Here is a 17,130-nt window from a genome sequence, read left to right as displayed (position 1 = left end):
TATCAATAGGACTATGGAAAAAAAAGACGCATTGCTTGAAATCGGCTGTGAAGAATTGCCGGTGGATTATATTCAACCGGCCCTGCTGCATATGGTTAAAAATATCAAAGATAAACTTACCACGGCCCGGTTGGACTATTCGGAGGTTGTTTGTGAAGCAACCTCCCGCCGGCTGGTTCTCATGATCCGGGATCTGGATACTGCGCAGGAAACGATTCAGAAAGAAGTTTTAGGGCCGAAAAAAGCAGTTGCTTTCAAAGAGGACGGCAGTTTGAGTCCGGCAGGTCAAGGGTTTCTCCGAAAGGTTGGTCTTGGGCCGGATGATATTGCCTGGAAGGATGACCGGCTTTTTGCCTGCGTGAAGGAGCCGGGACAACCGGGAACTGAAATATTGGCCTCGTTGTTTTTTAAGGTAATTAAAGAAATTCCTTTTCCAAAGTCGATGCGCTGGGAAGCGAGCGGGGCGCGGTTTGCACGCCCGATTCGTTGGATTCTTGCATTGCAAGGCCGGACGGTTATTCCGGTTTCGTTTGCAGATGTGGCATCCGGGAATAGGACGATGCTGCATCCATTGCATTCTGTTCAGTGGGCACAAGTGGAGGATGTTAAAACTTATTTTAAAACACTTGCGCAAGGTATTGTGACCCTGTCGGTGGCGGAGCGAAAAAAACAGTTAAAGACCGCGTTGGACAAAGCTGCGAAAGATTGCGGTGGCCGCTTGGTGGAAGACAATGAATTGCTGGAAATGGTCACCATGATGTGCGAACATTCAGGTGTCTTGGCCGGTACTATTTCAGAACGGTTTATGCAAATGCCGCGGGAGATTATTACAACCGCGATGCGCGAGCATCAGCGTTATTTTGCGGTAGAAAATAACCAGGGGAAGTTGCTGCCGAGCTTTCTTGCGGTGCATGATAATCCGATTGCAAAAGTGGATACCATTCGTCCCGGGTGTGAAAAGGTGCTGCTGGCCCGTTTGAAGGATGCTGAGTTTTTTTATCAAGAAGACATGAAAATAAAGCTTGAGGCATTGGTGCCTAAATTGGAGCGGGTTCGCTGGGTGAAGGGGCTCGGGACGCTTTTGGATAAAACAGAACGCCTGAAAACGGTGTGCGGTTTTCTGGCTGAAAAACTGGAGCCCGGGGTAAAAGAATCCGCCGGGCAGGCGGCCCAGTTGTCCAAGGCTGATTTAATTACCAATATGGTTCAGGAAAAAGAATTTAATTCTCTCCAGGGTGTTATGGGAATGTTTTATGCCCTGGAACAAGGGATTCCACAGGATGTGGCAGCTTCCTTGGGAGAACAGTATTTGCCGCGTTGGGCGGGAGACAGATTGCCGCAAACGTCGGCAGGGAAAATTTTAGCGTTGGCTGACCGGTTTGATCATGTTGTGGGATGCTGGGGGGCGGGGTTTTCTCCCACCGGCGCCAAGGACCCCTATGCCTTGCGTCGCGCGGCGCAGGGAATCATTGCAATTTCACTCGATGCCGGCTACCGGTATTCCATTTTGGAAGCGTTGTACTATAGTATTAAACAATATCCATCATTGGCAGAGCGGGCAGAAGAGCTTGCGCAGGAAATCAGCCGGTTTGTTCAAGGTCGTATGGAGACCGTGCTTGGGAATCGAGGCATACTCCCGGATTTAATTCAAGCTGTTTTGGGGGTCTGGTGGGATGATCTGACTGAACTGGTGAAACGGGCAGAAGCGATTCATTTGCTTCGCAAAGAAGCAGGATTTACTGAAAATATAATTACTTTTTCCCGGGTGGTTAATATTTTACCCAAGGATACGGAGCGTCGTATAGCGCCGGATGAGCCGGAGCTTGAAGTTCAAGCGGTATTATTGACGGATGAGGATGAAAAGGTGCTGTATACCGTTTACAAAAACATGGGTCAGGAAATTGCAGTGTATTCCCGATCCGGCGATTTTGTCGCGGCTTTTCGAAAACTTTCAGAAATGAAGCCCCAGGTAGACAGCTTTTTTGACAAAGTAATGGTGATGGATAAAAATTCGGAGGTCAGAAGAAATCGCCTGAATTTATTGACGAATCTGGCACGCACCATCTGGAGACTGGCTGATTTTTCCAAGCTGGTTGTCACTGAATAATAATCAGAGTAATTAGGGAAAAATACTTGCGGATGTTTGAACAAGTATGTTAAAATCGCGCGAATTTGCGCTGTTTTTTTTTAATATAAGCACTATAATTTTATAAGAAAAGGGGTATCAGACAGGATGTCAACAAAGTCGAAAAAAGCCGCAAAGAAAAAGTTCGTCTATTTCTTCGGAAATGGAAAAGCCGAGGGCAATGGCACAATGCGTGATTTACTCGGAGGCAAGGGTGCCGGATTGGCGGAAATGACTGATACAGGTGTACCCGTACCAGCCGGATTTACCATCACGACCGAGACCTGCAATCTGTACTATGACAACAACCGTAAGGTTCCTGCTGGTTTGGATGATCAGATCAAGGTGTATCTGGTTAAATTGGAAAAAGCCATGAATAAAAAATTCGGGGATCCGAAAAATCCGCTTCTGGTGTCGGTGCGTTCCGGGTCTAAGTTTTCCATGCCCGGTATGATGGATACTATTTTAAATTTGGGACTCAATGATGTGACGGTTCAGGGATTGGTTTCGGCAACAGGCAATGACCGGTTTGCTTATGACAGTTATCGCCGGTTTATCCAGATGTTTGGAAATGTTGTTTTGGATATTGAAAAAGAAGATTATGAAAAAGCACTGTCTGCCAAGAAACGGGAGGTGGGCACCAAGCTGGATACGGAACTTACTTCCGATGATTTAAAAGATTTGATTATGATCTATAAGAAAATAACCCGTGAAAAAGCCGGGCAGGATTTTCCTCAAGATCCCATGAAGCAGATGACGATGTCGCGGGATGCGGTGTTTAGATCATGGAACAATGATCGGGCTATTTATTATCGCAAAATGAACGGCATTCCCGATGATTTGGGAACCGCGGTCAACATTCAGGCCATGGTATTCGGTAATATGGGGAATGATTCGGGAACCGGTGTTGGATTTACCCGGAATCCCTCTACCGGGGAGAATGTTTTTTATGGAGAATATTTGACCAATGCCCAGGGCGAAGATGTTGTTGCCGGCGTACGGACGCCGCTGCCGATTGCAAAGCTGGAAGAGGAAATGCCCAAAGTATTTAAACAGTTGCATGCCATTACCATGAAATTGGAAAAACACTATAAAGATATTCAGGATTTTGAATTTACCATTGAAAAAGGTAAATTATTTATGTTGCAAACACGTTCCGGGAAACGTACTGCAGCAGCAGCAATTCGTATTGCGGTTGAAATGATGAAAGAAAAGCTTATTACAAAAGATGAAGCAATCAAACGTGTTGAACCCTCGCAATTGGATCAGTTATTGCATCCGATTATTGATCCTAAAGCTGATTTTCTTGTGGTAGCCAAAGGCCTTCCGGCGTCTCCGGGTGCGGGTGCCGGCCGCGTTGTTTTCACTGCAGAAGATGCAGTGAAGTGGGCGGAAGAAATGGATGAAGATGTTATCTTAGTGCGTGAAGAAACCTGCCCGGATGATATTCATGGAATGGAAGTTGCAAAAGGTATTCTTACAGCGCGTGGCGGCATGACGTCTCATGCTGCGGTTGTTGCGCGCGGTATGGGTAAATGCTGTGTGGCCGGTTGTGAAGATGTTAGAATCGGTGAAGGCAATAAGTCATTTGAAGTTGGTGGAAAAGTATTTAAGGAAGGTGATTGGATCACGCTGGATGGTGGTACAGGCCGCGTTATTGAAGGTAAAGTGCCCACAAAAGATCCGGATTTTTCTGCTGAGTACGATGAATTTATGACATGGGTGGATCAAACGCGTAAATTGAAGGTCCGTGCCAATGCGGATATCCCGCGTGATGCCGATAAAGCGCGTACCTTTGGTGCGGAAGGCATTGGTCTTTGCAGAACAGAACATATGTTTTTTGCGGAAGATCGTTTGGCACACATGCAAGCGATGATTCTTGCGCCTGATGAAGAAGGCCGCCGCACAGCACTCGAGAAATTATTGCCGATGCAACGCAGTGATTTTAAAGGTCTTTTTGACAGCATGAAAGGTTATCCTGTAACCATTCGTCTGTTGGATCCTCCGCTGCATGAATTTTTACCAAAACGCGAAGAATTGATGGTTGAAATCGCAAGGCTGGAAGCAACAAATGCAAATGCGGAAGATATGGCTGCAAAGAAAAAACTGCTGGAACGCGTTAATCAATTGCATGAACTTAATCCAATGTTGGGTCATCGCGGTTGCCGTCTTGGCATAGCCTATCCGGAAATTACTGAAATGCAGGTTCGCGCGATTGCCGAAGCGGCATCGAAGTGTAATGAAGAAGGAAACAAAGTTGTTCCTGAAATTATGATTCCATTGGTTGGGAATGTATTGGAATACAATAATCAAAAAGCAGTTGCGGAACGTATTATTGCTGAAGTCAAAAAAGAAAAAGGTATTAAGTTTAAATATATGATTGGTACGATGATCGAATTACCGCGTGCGGCAGTGACAGCGGATGAAATTGCCAAAGAAGCGGAATTCTTCTCATTTGGCACCAATGATTTGACGCAGACAACATTTGGGTTTTCTCGCGATGATACTGGCTCGATTATTACACAATATGTTGATAATAAAATTATGGAAAAAGATCCATTTCAAACAATTGATGTTAATGGTGTTGGTCAATTGGTTGAAATGGCGGTGGATAAGGGTCGTATGGTCCGGCCGGGAATCAAATTAGGCATCTGTGGTGAGCATGGCGGCGATCCGACTTCAGTCAAGTTTTGTCATAAAGTTGGATTGGACTATGTATCCTGTTCACCCTATCGTGTGCCCATTGCGCGTTTAGCAGCAGCACATGCTACATTGGGAGATAAGGCGGCAGCAAAAGGCAGTAAGAAAAAGTCTGCTAAAAAAGCAAAAACTGCCGGGAAAAAAGTAGCTAAAGCGGTGAAGAAAGCAACTAAGGCTGTGAAGAAAGTGAAAAAAGTTGTTAAGAAAAAGGTTGCGAAAAAAGGCAAATAAAGTGCGGTTTATTGGAAAAGCCCTGCACCGATATGGTGCAGGGCTTTTTTTTGCTAACGTAACTCCTGATATTTGTAACAAAATGGAACCGAATACGATCGCTGGAAAAGGGAACCAAATAATAAAATTTTTAAGGGTGATGACAGTACAATGCATCAAAGGAAAGTGTATGCCTTTGAATTGCTTACAGGTGTGAAGCGGATTAAAACATCAAGGGACGGTCCGGATCAATGATTTGCGGGGTGGGTTGAATACCGGGATGGGATGGGGCGCCGGATCCCGCATCGGGTTGTGCATTGCCGGTCGGCGCAGCCGGAACATCAGCCAGGTCAGGCGGTAAAAGCAGTTCCTGCGCGCCACCGTTGATATGAATATCACAATGCTCAGTCGGCGCGGTTCCAATGGCAAAGGCGCCTTGGGATAGGTGTTGTTTACATCCGGGATTGGGAAGTAGACCGGATTGGTTGCAAAATCGGGTTAATTCAACACTCTCAGGATATACGAAATTTTTTGGAGCTCGGTTTTCATAAATACTTAAAAAAAGACGGGTCCAGATCGGACTGGCGACTTTGCCGCCCGTGGTTCCCCGGCCCATGCTATTGTGGGAATCAAGGCCAATCCAGACACCACCAACATACTCACTGGTAAAGCCGAGAAACCAGGCATCCGTGTAATCATTGGTGGTTCCGGTTTTACCTCCGGCAGGATATTTGAAGCCCAGACGCCGCACCGTGTAGCCGGTACCGCGATTGACAACATTTTCCAAGAGGTTTGTCATTAAGGCGGCTGTAACCGGATTTAAAACCTCCTGTTGATAGGGAGTGGTTTCTTCAAGAATTTCACCGTTGTCATTTTCAACTTTACGAATGCTAAATGGATCAACGTGGATTCCACGATTGGGAAAACAACCGTAAGCAGAGACCAATTCAAGCAGGTTGATCTCCGAGGCGCCCAGTGCCAGTGTAAGATAGGGTTTCAAAGGGCTTTTGATGCCAAGGGTCGTTGCCAGGGCGATCACATTGCGGATACCGACTTTATCCAACAGTTTGACGGCGATGACATTACGCGATTTGGTCAAGGCGGTTCGCAGTGTGGTAGGTCCCCGGAATTTATTCGAAAAATTTTCCGGTTTCCAGACATTGCCATTATCATCCTTGAAAACAACCGGTGTGTCTAAGATGATATCAGCTTGGGTAAATCCGTGTTCAAAAGCGGTGGCATAGATAAACGGTTTAAATGCCGATCCAGGCTGGCGTTGCGCTTGAATGGCGCGATTGAATTTACTTTTTTTGAAATCGCGGCCGCCGATGAACGCCTTAATTTCACCACTGGAAGGTTCAATTAAGACCAGGGCACATTGAATTGTTTCCGGTTCCTGTCCGGCAACCACCTGCATACGCGGTTTGATAAAAGCTTCGGCTTCGAGGATGCCGTCAGCCATTGCGGTCTGGGCCATCTTTTGTAGGTCAATATCCAGGGTGGTATAAACTTTGAGGCCTGATTTGTAAATAGCATTACTGCCATAGCGGTCTTCCAACTGACGGCGGACATGCTCAATGAAATAAGGTGCAATAATATCCTGGACTGAGGAAAGCTCAATGAGCGAAAGTTTGGCTTCAATCATTTCATCCATGGTGATATAGTCCAGACGATGCATCTGGGAGAGAACTAAATTTCGGCGCTGTAGCGCTTTGTCCGGGTTGCGGTAAGGGTTGTAACGGTTGGGGGCTCTCGGCAGTCCCGCAATGAGTGCGCATTCCGGGAGCGTGAGGTCTGCAATATGTTTGCCGAAATATTTTAGAGCGGCAGCCTCGACACCATAGGCACCGCTGCCCAGATAAATTTGGTTCAGGTACATTTCAAGAATTTCACGCTTGGTATACGTTTGTTCGATTTGGAATGCCAGGATAATTTCTTTGATTTTTCGTTCAAGCGTTTTCTTTTTGGTTAGGAACATATTCCGGGGAAGCTGCATGGTGATGGTGGAAAAACCCTGGCGATAGGTTCCACTCATGAGGTTGACAATGGAAGAGCGTACGACATCCGAAAAATCGACGCCAAAATGATGGTAAAAATTTTTGTCTTCAATGGCGAGAATGGCATTTTGCAGGTGCAGAGGAATGTCATCCAAGCCAACCAAGGTCCTTTTTTCTGAAAAAAGCTCAGTGATTTTTCTTCCCTTGGCGTCAAATATTTTTGTGGAAAGCGAAGGTTTGTAGGCCTTTAAATCCGAGACCAGGGGGATTTCTCCCAAATAGGTAAAAAGAATCCCCAAACCGATGCCTGTACCTGCGGAAAAAATTACGAAAAAACAAAGAATAAGTATACGTTTCCAGGTCCAGAAGGATAGGGCGGGTTTGGCCGGAAACCGGTATTTTGCGTTGCTGGTTTCCGCACGACGCTGATCAGGCGGGTGGGTGCTTGCTGGATCGGGTTTACTAAAATCATCTTGCATGCGAAGGAGCCGCCTCCGTAGGATGTTATTTTATGAGCATAAAAATTGAAGGGCAATTGTAACATAAATCCCATCCAAATTCGTGACTTTTCCATTGAAAAAGAACCCCTGGAAATGCTAGAGTATTTTTCATTTTAAGGATAGGAGTGTGTACTCTTTTGGATATCAAACAGACCTTACAGTTGATGCGCAGAGGTGTTTCGGAATTTATTGGCGAGGAAGAATTGGTTGTCAAACTCAAGACCGGGAAACCACTAAGAATAAAGTATGGTGCCGACCCTTCCGCCCCGGACCTGCATTTGGGACATACAGTGGTATTGCGGAAATTACGCCAATTACAGGAAATGGGACATACTGTCCAATTTTTGATCGGAGATTTTACCGGTATGATCGGTGACCCAACCGGGAGATCGGTGACCCGTCCGCCACTTACTTCGGAACAAATCAAGGAGAATGCGCAAACGTATCAGGAGCAGGTGTTTAAAATCCTGCTCAAGGAAAAGACCGAGATTGTTTTTAATAGTACATGGTGTAATGCCATGAATTTTTCCGACGTGATACGGCTTACGGCCCGGTATACTGTTGCCAGAATTATTGAACGGGATGATTTTTCTAAACGCTTTCGGGAAGGGAAACCGATTGGATTACATGAATTTTTATATCCATTGATTCAAGGTTATGATTCGGTTGTTTTAAAATCCGATGTGGAATTGTGCGGTACAGACCAGATATTTAATTGCTTGGTTGCGCGTTCCTTGCAGCAGGATTACAATCAGACGCCGGAAACCATTATAGCCATGCCGCTGTTGGAAGGACTTGATGGTGTCCAGAAAATGTCGAAAAGTCTTGGCAATTATATTGGGATTGCCGAGGACCCCAAGGAAATGTTCGGGAAAATGATGAGTATACCTGATGCGCTGATGATGAAGTATTACAGACTTCTGACTGATTTAAGTGATGAAAAATTGGCAGTGATTGAAAACGATTTAGAATCCGGAAGTCTTCATCCGAGGAATGCAAAGGCGGATTTGGCCAAGCATATTATTACGTTTTATCATAGTCCTCAGGCAGCTGATCTGGCCGCAGAAGCGTTTGATCGTGTTTTTAAAAATAGTGGGCTTCCAGAGGATATTCAAGAGAAAAAAATATCTACACAAAAATTACAAAATGGAAAGCTTTGGGTTGTTAAACTTTTACATGAAAGCGGATTGGTTTCCAGCAAGTCCGAAGCGCAGCGCATGTTGAAGCAAGGTGCCGTACAGATTAATCAACAAAAAATCAGCGACCAAGATAGGGATATTGTGGTTGAGGATGGACTTGTGATTCAGGTTGGGAAAAGAAAATTTGTACGTATCAAGCTATACTAGTGATAATTTTAGCATTGTTTTTTAATGAGAATATCAAATAACTCAAAATAATCTACAAAAACAATTAATCGAAACTTGACAAAAAAGTTAGTAATTGATTATAATTGTTATATGAAAAATAGAATGGTATTTAATTTGTTATATTAAACGAAATTATGAAAAGGTGTTCATCATGAAAGAAAAATTAATTGGAATTGGTGCTACTGCAAAACTTAGTGGTCTTTCTGAACGAACCCTTCGATATTGGGAGAGTTTGGGTCTCATTACACCTGTTCGTGTTCCATCAGGACACAGAAAATACAACAAGCAAATGGTGAAAAAGATTATTGCGCTCAAAGAGACACTTGAGCATAATAATCTTAGAATCAATGATCTGCTTACCTCGTCGGCATTTTTACAAGACGAGATGCTTAAGCGTAAAGTCAAAGATATCAATCAGTTCAATGTTGGTTCTGAAATTGAGGATGGTTATGCCGATTCCAAAGGCACCAATCGTGTTCATCCGCTTACCAATCTTCCTGATCACTTTTTTATTCAGCAAGAAATTGATCGTCGGTTGTCCGAGGGACAGAAAACAGCGATTTGCTATATAGATCTTGATAATTTTCGGGCGTATAATTTACGCTATGGCTACCAGCGGGGGGATAAATTACTTAAATTTACGGCATTGATTATTTTCGATGTAACCCGCGATCATGGTAACCCCAATGATATCGTTGGTCATTTGGGCGGGGATAATTTTGTTATTGTTACGACACCTGAAAAGTACCCGTTGGTTTGTTCTAAATTAATTGAGAATTTTGATCGACTCATTGCACAGCAGTATGACAAAGAAGACCGTAAGCAGGGATACATCATTAATATTAACCGGAAGGGTGAGGTTTTAAAATATTCGATTATGAATTTATCTGTTGCGGTTGTTACCAATGAGCGGAGAAATTTGGCACATTATGCGCAAATTGATGATATTGCAAATGAATTGAAGCAATATGCTCAAAAATTGAAGAAAAGTGATTTTGTAGTGGATAAGCGGGCATCGTAGAAAAAATTATTAATAAAAAAAGGGGACGGTAACAACCGTCCCCTTTTTTTATTGGAAAGGATGAAAAATAGAGCAATAGACGCCCCGCTTTGTTGCGCGGTACTTCATCCCGCACCAAGGGTGCAGGATGGTGCCGGAGGTCGGACTTGAACCGACATGCCCCGAAGAGCGGTGGATTTTGAGTCCACTGCGTCTACCAATTTCACCACTCCGGCACGAATGTAGAAGATATTAAGCAAAATATTCTTTTTTGTCAATTTTTTTAATGAATTTACTGAATAACCTTGAATAAAAAAATAATGGAAAAATTTTCGAACAACAAGGGCAGGTTATTTGTCAACAATCCAGAAAACCGTTTTTGCCTTGACATTGGCTGAAATTGAATGATAGTATAAAATGTTTAATTTCTTATTCGAAAGAATGGGGATTTAGATATGATCTGAATTGAAAACCATTGTTACTATCCCGCAGTTTGTTTCTCAAATAGACTGTCCCCGGTTTCAAAAACCGGGGAATTCGCGGTGGCATAGTAAATACCTTTTTTACCTGTTTTTTATGGGGGCATTATTTTTTATGGATAAAAAAAAATTGGCCAAGCAGGCCTTTCAAGATTTCCGAGAAGGGCACTATGAGGCTGCACTGAAAAAGTACAAGCAAATGCTTTCGATGGACCCGGCGGACATCAATACCATTATTATTTTGGGTGATGTGAGTGAGTGGTTGGGTCAACTTTCGGATGCTCTGCGCTATTATAAAGATGCCATTCTGTTGCTTTTCTCTCAACCCGATTCAGGGGAAAAAATTGAGATGATTAAAAATAAAATGACCAAACTGGACCCGGACAGTGTGGATGATATTACGCCACCGGTTTCCCAAGCGGAAAAAGCCAAGCAAGATTCACCGGAACTTAATCAAGCTGTTGAACAACTAAAAAATGCCATTACCCGTGATCCTAAAAATTTTGAAAATTATCAAAAATTAGGTGATTTGCTGGCAAAAAACGGGAGAAATCAAGAAGCTGCCGAGTACTATCTGATTATCGGGAATGCCCTTTATAACAACCGAATGTACAAAAAAGCCGGGGCGGTTTTTAGGAAAATTATCCAGTTGGATTCAGCATGCCTGCCTGCGCGGATTGCTATGGGAGAAATTTATGTAAAGGAAGGTTCTGATTCGGATGCCAAGAAGGAATTTTTATATGCCGCTGAGGAGTTCATCCGCCAGGGCAATTTTGATAGAGGAAAACAATTTGCTCAAAAAGCAATTCAGCACAAAAGTATTGAAGCACATTATTATTTGGGACTGGTTCATTTGCATAATCAAAAAACCGAGGATGCGCGTCAGGAATTTGAGACACTCTTAAAATTTAAGGTCAGTCATATGGGCGGGTTGACCCAATTGGCACGTATTTTTACACAAATGAAACAATGGGATGATGCCGGTAAATTGTATGAACGATTGATTAAAAAAGATGCCAAAAATGCCACGGCCCATGAACGTATCGCCAACATTGCCATTGAGAAGAATGATATTGCCGGTGCCCGGGATAATTTTATTAAAGCGATGGATATGTTTGCCACCAAGGAAGAATGGGAGAGAACCGCCATTTGTGCAAGCCAGGCGGTTAAACAGGACAGCAACAACCAAGAGCTGTATTTAAAACTGGCGGATGCGTCCTACAATGCCGGTCTTGAGGAACAAGCCGCCGGAGCTTGTAATGCATTGGCCGATCTTTTGGAAGCCCAAGGTAAAATCGCGGATGCGGAAAATATGCGCGCCAAAGCGGCGGAATTGACCGGCGGTAAAATGCCGCAGCCGGCATCGTCTGCAGCCAAACCCGTGGAACCACCGCCACCGGCGGCATCGCAAGCGCCCGCACCCAAGCCCAAGCCTTCACCCGAGAAGACAGAGACGCAAGTGATGCTTAATATAGCCGACACCTATGTTCAACAAGGTTCGCTGGATGAGGCGATTGAAATTTATCAGAAAATTTTAAAATCTGATCCAAAAAATATAAACGTAAAAAATGCCTTAACCAGAGTTTATGCCATGTTTGCCGGGATTAATCCGGAAACAGCCATTGCCAGAAAAAAAGTGTCTGAACCGGTTGTGAATAACGATGAAGAAAAAGAAGAACAACGGGTTCAAAGAGAGGCTCGGGAACGGGCGTTGCGTGAGGCGCAGGTGAGGGCGCAGCGCAGTACGGCTCAGGAACCACAGCAAACCACAGTGCTGTCAAAAGAGCCGGAATTATTGCAATCCATAAGCAATACACAAGGGGATGAAGTCGCCGGGGATAGCCAGGATGAATTCATGACGGTTACAGTGGCGGAAATTTACACGAAACAGGGATTGCTCAACGAAGCACTCAAAATTTATCAAAAAATACTTGAGATAGAACCGGGCAATATGGAAGCACAGGTTAAAAAACAATCGCTTGAAGGAAAGATGGCGGAACAGGAAAAACTCAGCAAACAGACCCAAGCCAGAACAAAACCAGAGAAACCAAGTGTGCCGCCTGCCGGGGAAAGCAAACCGGACCCCAAAAAAGAAGAACCGGAAAAAAAGGTGGAAAAAAAGGGTGAGGATGTAAAAAAAAGTAAGACACCTGAAATGGGAACAGAAAAACCAAAATCCACAAAAGACGATGACCGTCAGGAACCGCCGTCCAAAGGCAGGCGGGGCCGCGTATCTTATGTATAACTGCAGGAGGAACCTTTTTTGAGTTATGAAGCCTTTTTTAATTTGAAAGAACAGCCTTTTTCCAATGCACCCGAATCACGTTTTTTTTATGAGAGTCGGCAGCATTCCGAAGCACTGATCAGGCTTATGCATGCCATCAACACCATGAAAGGGTTGGCTGTCATGGTAGGCGAGATTGGATGCGGTAAAACACTTTTGGCCAGAAAATTACTGGAAAGTCTTGAAAACGATGAGCAATACGAGGCGGCCTTGTTGGTGATTGTACACTCGGAGATAACGGCGGAATGGTTGCTGAAAAAAATTGCAGCTCAACTCGGGGTCAAAGAGCCAGGCGATAAAAAGGCGGTTATATTACCACAGCTTTATGAAAGATTGATGGAGATTTATGATGAGGGTAGAAAAGCTGTGGTGATTATTGATGAGGCGAATATGCTGCTCACCCGTGAAATTTTCGAGGAGTTTCGCGGGTTGCTTAACCTCGAAGCACCCGGACACAAGCTGCTTTCCATCAATCTGATTGGGTTGCCGGAGTTGGAACAAAACATTGCATTGGACCCGCCTTTGCAGCAGCGGATTGCATTGAAATTTACACTGCAAAGTCTGTTGGAGGCGGATGTTACTGAATATATCAAGCATCGCATCGTCATCGGGGGAAGTCCAAAAGAACTTTTTACAGCAGGAGCGTATAAGAAAATATTCCTCTATTCCAAGGGGATTCCGCGGTTGATTAATACGGTTTGTGACAATGGTCTGCTGGAAAGTTTTTTAATTAAAAAAGAAATTGTGGATGAAGAGATTATTGATGGCGTGGGAAATGATCTTGGATTAAAAATGGAATAAATCTTGACAGATCAAGCCTGAATCATTAAAATATCGCTCTGAAATTTTTATTTTGAATAACGCGAAAAGGCTGGGCATCAAGTCGTCCATGAAATGCGTGAGGATTATTAAAAGCCGGCAGTTCAGAACAAAAACACTCAATCGTATAGGCGTAAGTCCCACTCGGAAAAAATCTTGATTCAAGGGATGCAGGCGCAGCCTATGGATTTTTATGCGGGAGTAGCTCAGTGGTAGAGCGCTACCTTGCCAAGGTAGATGTCGTGGGTTCGAACCCCATTTCCCGCTCCAATTTATAAACTGCCGGCCGATTGTTTGGCCGGCAGATTTGTTATCGTGCCAGCGCGAACACAATGGGCTGCGAAGCGTCCCAAAGATACCATCCATCAGGTCGGGGCAGCCTGCCCGGCGAATGCCGGGTAAGCCTGTGGATTTGTTATCGTGCCAGCGCGAACACAATGGGCTGTGAAGCATCCCAAAGATACCATCCATCAGGTCGGGGCAGCCTGTCCGGCTTGTGTCCGGCGAATGTTGAATGCAGGGTGCCGAGTGATTCCCCGACGGGAATAAATATCGATCCTCGGGACGCTTTGTAGCCTGCGGATTTTTATCGTGAAATATAAGTTTGCGAATTTTTATGGCGGCATCGCCAAGTGGTAAGGCCAGGGTCTGCAAAACCCTCATCCTCGGTTCGATTCCGAGTGCCGCCTCCAAGAAGTTAAAACGCCTGGGAGAATTGCTTCCGGGCGTTTTTTTTGAATAAAAGTGTTTGCCGGCATTCGGGATAAAAGGCTTGCATGGGTGGGTAATTGTGCATAGAATAATGCCACGGCAATGAAATGCAGGGGGGCAGCTTGAACACGAGTCGAAATATTCTCATTGTTGATGATGAACCTGAACATTGTATGGTTGTTTCCCGCGCGCTGAGTTCAGCCGGATATATTACCGAGGTGGCCAATGACGGACCCAGGGCCATTGAGTTGAGTCAGCAAAAAAAATATGATTTATATCTTTTGGATATTCGTATGCAGCCCATAGACGGCATTCAGGTCTTGAAAGAGATCAGAAGCCTTCATCCTGAAATTTATGCCATTATGTTGTCTGCGCTCGGTGACGTTGATGTGGCGGTTAAATGTATGAAGCTGGGTGCCTATGATTTTCTTTCTAAACCGCTCAACTTGGATGAACTGTTGATAACGGTGGCCAATGCAATGAAGTCCATGCAGTTGCAGCTTGAGGTAAAAAACCTTCGCTCCCAGATAAAAATACAAAAAAGCACGGATCAGCTGTTGGGCGAGTCAGGTAAGATGAAGGAATTCTTAAAAACCATTGAACAAATTGCCCGGCATGATATAACGGTCATGATACGTGGTGAATCCGGCACAGGTAAGGAGCTAACCGCGCGTGCATTGCATGCCCATAGTCGACGCGCAAAAGAACCGTTTGTTTCAGTTGATTGTGCCACATTGCCTGAAACCCTTGTAGAAAGTGAACTGTTTGGGTATGAGCGGGGGGCCTTCACCGGTGCCACGGCAAGGAAGATCGGGCGTTTTGAGCATGCGGGTAAAGGGACTCTGTTTTTAGATGAAATCGGAAATTTAGATATTTCTGTTCAAGTGAAATTATTGCGTGTATTACAGGAACGGCGTTTTTGCCGGTTGGGTGGTAAAGAAGAGCTTTCGTTTCAGGCGACGGTTTTTACTGCGACCAATGTTAATTTGGAACGTGCCATTCATGAAGGGCGTTTTCGGGAAGACCTTTACTATCGACTGAATGAATTTGTTTTACGGCTTCCGCCGTTGCGAGAGCGTCAAGAAGATATTCCACTTTTAATCAAAAGTTTTATTGATTCCTTCAACCGGAAGTTTGAAAAAAACGTTAAAGATGTATCTCCTGAGGTCATGAATTATTTTATGCAACATGACTGGCCCGGCAATGTACGGGAAATGAAAAATATCATTAAACGGGCAGTGGTACTGGCCGATGATATGGTTCATTTTCACCATCTGCCTGAAATGCAGGAGCGCGGACTTTTGCAGACCCCCGGTTTAACGCAACCGCAATCCGCATCAGAGCCGGAAGAAGATGTTGTGGATATTGAAGAAACAACCTTGAAGGATATTGTCAAACAGGCGGTTACCAAGATTGAACGCCGTGTTATTTTAGAGACGTTGGAAGCCTGTCACTGGAATCGCTCAACAACTGCGAAAAAGCTGGAAATTGATTATAAAACCCTATATAACAAGATGAGGGAATATTGTATTGGCTAAGGCCGGTTTCAAATTATTTTAAAGGGGAAAAAAAATGAAACTGCGGCAAATTGCACTTTTGATTGTGGTAGGTGGACTACTGGGTATCATTGCGTGTACAACATCCCAGAAAAAAGAGGTTGTTGAAAAAGCAGAGGTTATAACCCTGCAGAGTCCTACCGTTGTCCCGGTAACGCAACCGGTGGTTAAACAAGTTGCAGCAACTGCACAACCAACAAATGTTATCAGAAAATCTCAGAAGGCGGTTTCCAAGTATTCAAAAAGCAGCGCCAAGGAAAAACTTAGGACAAAGAAACTCCCGACAGCGCAACGGGAAAAAACATCATCAGCAACACACACTGTATCAGATGCGTTGGAGAAAATTTCTACAGACAATGTGCCAAAACGGGCAGGGATATCAGAGTATTCCTCCGGACTTCCGGATACAGAGGCTCCGGCAGAAAAAAATGTTTTGATGTCTATGGGAAGCCAAAGCACTGGTGTTGGTGAAGATGAAGTTGTTTTGGAATCAGCTCGTAAGTCCGGACCTGTTGATATGCAAGCTGTGTTTCCGGAAGATGAATCCAGCGTAGGGAAGATGGCGGCTCCGATTGTATCGGTGCCGGAAAAAAAAGACAGGTCTTTGGGAAAATCATATTCCCTGTTGGCGGTGATTGCCGGTATTATTTTAATCCTCGTGGTTGTGATTGCTTTTATCATTATCAGAAATCGGAAGCAAATGTCTCGCCAAGTTCAAATGAAAGCGAAGGCCGTTTCGCAGCATACAGCACAGCCCCAGGTTGTTGGGAAACCACAGCGTCATCCGTCGGAGACGGTGGCAGCCAAACCGGTTGTCACAGCCAAACCGGTTGTCACAGCCAAACCGGTTGTCACAGCCAAACCGGTTGTTACAGCCAAACCGGTTGTTACAGCCAAACCTTTCGTTATGGCGAAGCCCAAGCAGGATGATTTGCCGGGTATTGCTGCGAAGCTTGAAGAAAAGAAGGCCTCTGCGGTGGTGAAAGTGCGTCAGGCAGCTGCAGCACGGACTAAAAAGAAAGCAGTTAAAAAAATTGTAAAAAAGCGCCGTGAAAAGAAACCGACTAAAAAAGTGGTAAAAAAAACGGTACTAAAGAAAAACGTTAAAAAAGCGGTCAAGAAAAAAGTAGTCAAGAAAACTGTGGCAAAAAAAGTAGTACAGAAAAAAACTGTGGTGAAAAAGAAAACTGCGGTTAGTAAAAAAAATAATGTTGTGTCACTGGCGGCACAGAAACGCAAAGTAGTGAAAAAAAGGAAAAAGGCAGGGAAACGCTCCGGGCAGGCAGAGATCATTCCTTTTAAGCGACGCGTTAACGGATAAAAGTAGGCAGGGATACTGTGTTGATGTGGCTATTTTACCCTGCAAAGCCGAAGGCCCCGGC

The 17,130-nt window shown here is 44.5% G+C and carries 9 protein-coding genes and 3 tRNA genes; 10 read left to right on the top strand and 2 right to left on the bottom strand.

What is annotated here, in order from left to right; genetic code table 11:
• The first annotated feature begins 13 nt into the window (after positions 1-13).
• Together glyS and ppdK are read left to right on the top strand one after the other, a co-directional pair.
• Positions 14-2,107: a glycine--tRNA ligase subunit beta gene (gene glyS, locus K8S19_09010; protein ID MCD4813813.1), complete on the top strand. Its 2,094-nt coding sequence runs from the start codon at positions 14-16 to the stop codon at positions 2,105-2,107.
• A 126-nt stretch (positions 2,108-2,233) separates the two neighbouring features.
• Positions 2,234-5,056, top strand: a complete 2,823-nt coding sequence (gene ppdK / locus K8S19_09005) for a pyruvate, phosphate dikinase (protein MCD4813812.1) — start codon at positions 2,234-2,236, stop codon at positions 5,054-5,056.
• 202 nt (positions 5,057-5,258) lie between these two features.
• On the opposite strand, the gene K8S19_09000 is transcribed toward ppdK, so the two are convergent.
• Positions 5,259-7,511 carry a PBP1A family penicillin-binding protein gene (locus tag K8S19_09000; GenBank protein ID MCD4813811.1) on the bottom strand — a complete coding sequence of 751 codons (2,253 nt, stop codon included), beginning with the start codon at positions 7,509-7,511 and terminating at the stop codon, positions 5,259-5,261.
• A gap of 185 nt (positions 7,512-7,696) precedes the next feature.
• Here K8S19_09000 and tyrS point away from each other — a divergent pair, with 185 nt between their 5' ends.
• Complete coding sequence (gene tyrS / locus K8S19_08995) at positions 7,697-8,878, top strand: tyrosine--tRNA ligase (protein MCD4813810.1); 1,182 nt, start codon at positions 7,697-7,699, stop codon at positions 8,876-8,878.
• Positions 8,879-9,050: 172 nt separating this feature from the next.
• Positions 9,051-9,920 (top strand): diguanylate cyclase, encoded by an 870-nt coding sequence (locus K8S19_08990; GenBank protein ID MCD4813809.1) that lies wholly within the window; start codon positions 9,051-9,053, stop codon positions 9,918-9,920.
• A gap of 128 nt (positions 9,921-10,048) precedes the next feature.
• Here K8S19_08990 and K8S19_08985 read toward each other — a convergent pair.
• Positions 10,049-10,135: transfer RNA gene (locus tag K8S19_08985), tRNA-Leu, on the bottom strand.
• A gap of 358 nt (positions 10,136-10,493) precedes the next feature.
• Between K8S19_08985 and K8S19_08980 the strand changes: the two genes are divergently transcribed.
• From K8S19_08980 to K8S19_08955, 6 genes are all read left to right on the top strand, one after another.
• Positions 10,494-12,623: a tetratricopeptide repeat protein gene (locus K8S19_08980; GenBank protein ID MCD4813808.1), complete on the top strand. Its 2,130-nt coding sequence runs from the start codon at positions 10,494-10,496 to the stop codon at positions 12,621-12,623.
• 18 nt (positions 12,624-12,641) lie between these two features.
• Positions 12,642-13,463: an AAA family ATPase gene (locus K8S19_08975; protein ID MCD4813807.1), complete on the top strand. Its 822-nt coding sequence runs from the start codon at positions 12,642-12,644 to the stop codon at positions 13,461-13,463.
• Positions 13,464-13,676: 213 nt separating this feature from the next.
• Positions 13,677-13,751 (top strand) — tRNA-Gly (locus K8S19_08970).
• A gap of 348 nt (positions 13,752-14,099) precedes the next feature.
• Positions 14,100-14,173 (top strand) — tRNA-Cys (locus K8S19_08965).
• Between the two features lie 141 nt (positions 14,174-14,314).
• Positions 14,315-15,730, top strand: a complete 1,416-nt coding sequence (locus tag K8S19_08960) for a sigma-54 dependent transcriptional regulator (GenBank protein MCD4813806.1) — start codon at positions 14,315-14,317, stop codon at positions 15,728-15,730.
• Between the two features lie 34 nt (positions 15,731-15,764).
• The gene (locus K8S19_08955; GenBank protein MCD4813805.1) at positions 15,765-17,069 is read left to right on the top strand and encodes a hypothetical protein; all 1,305 of its coding nucleotides are present in this window, start codon (positions 15,765-15,767) and stop codon (positions 17,067-17,069) included.
• Positions 17,070-17,130: the final 61 nt, after the last annotated feature.

Source organism: bacterium, from assembly GCA_021108215.1.
Classification (GTDB): Bacteria; Oederibacteriota; JAAXVQ01; order JAAXVQ01; family JAUVAV01; genus JAIORK01.
The sequence above is the reverse complement of the archived record's forward strand: the minus strand, read 5'-3'. Positions and strand labels throughout refer to the sequence as shown.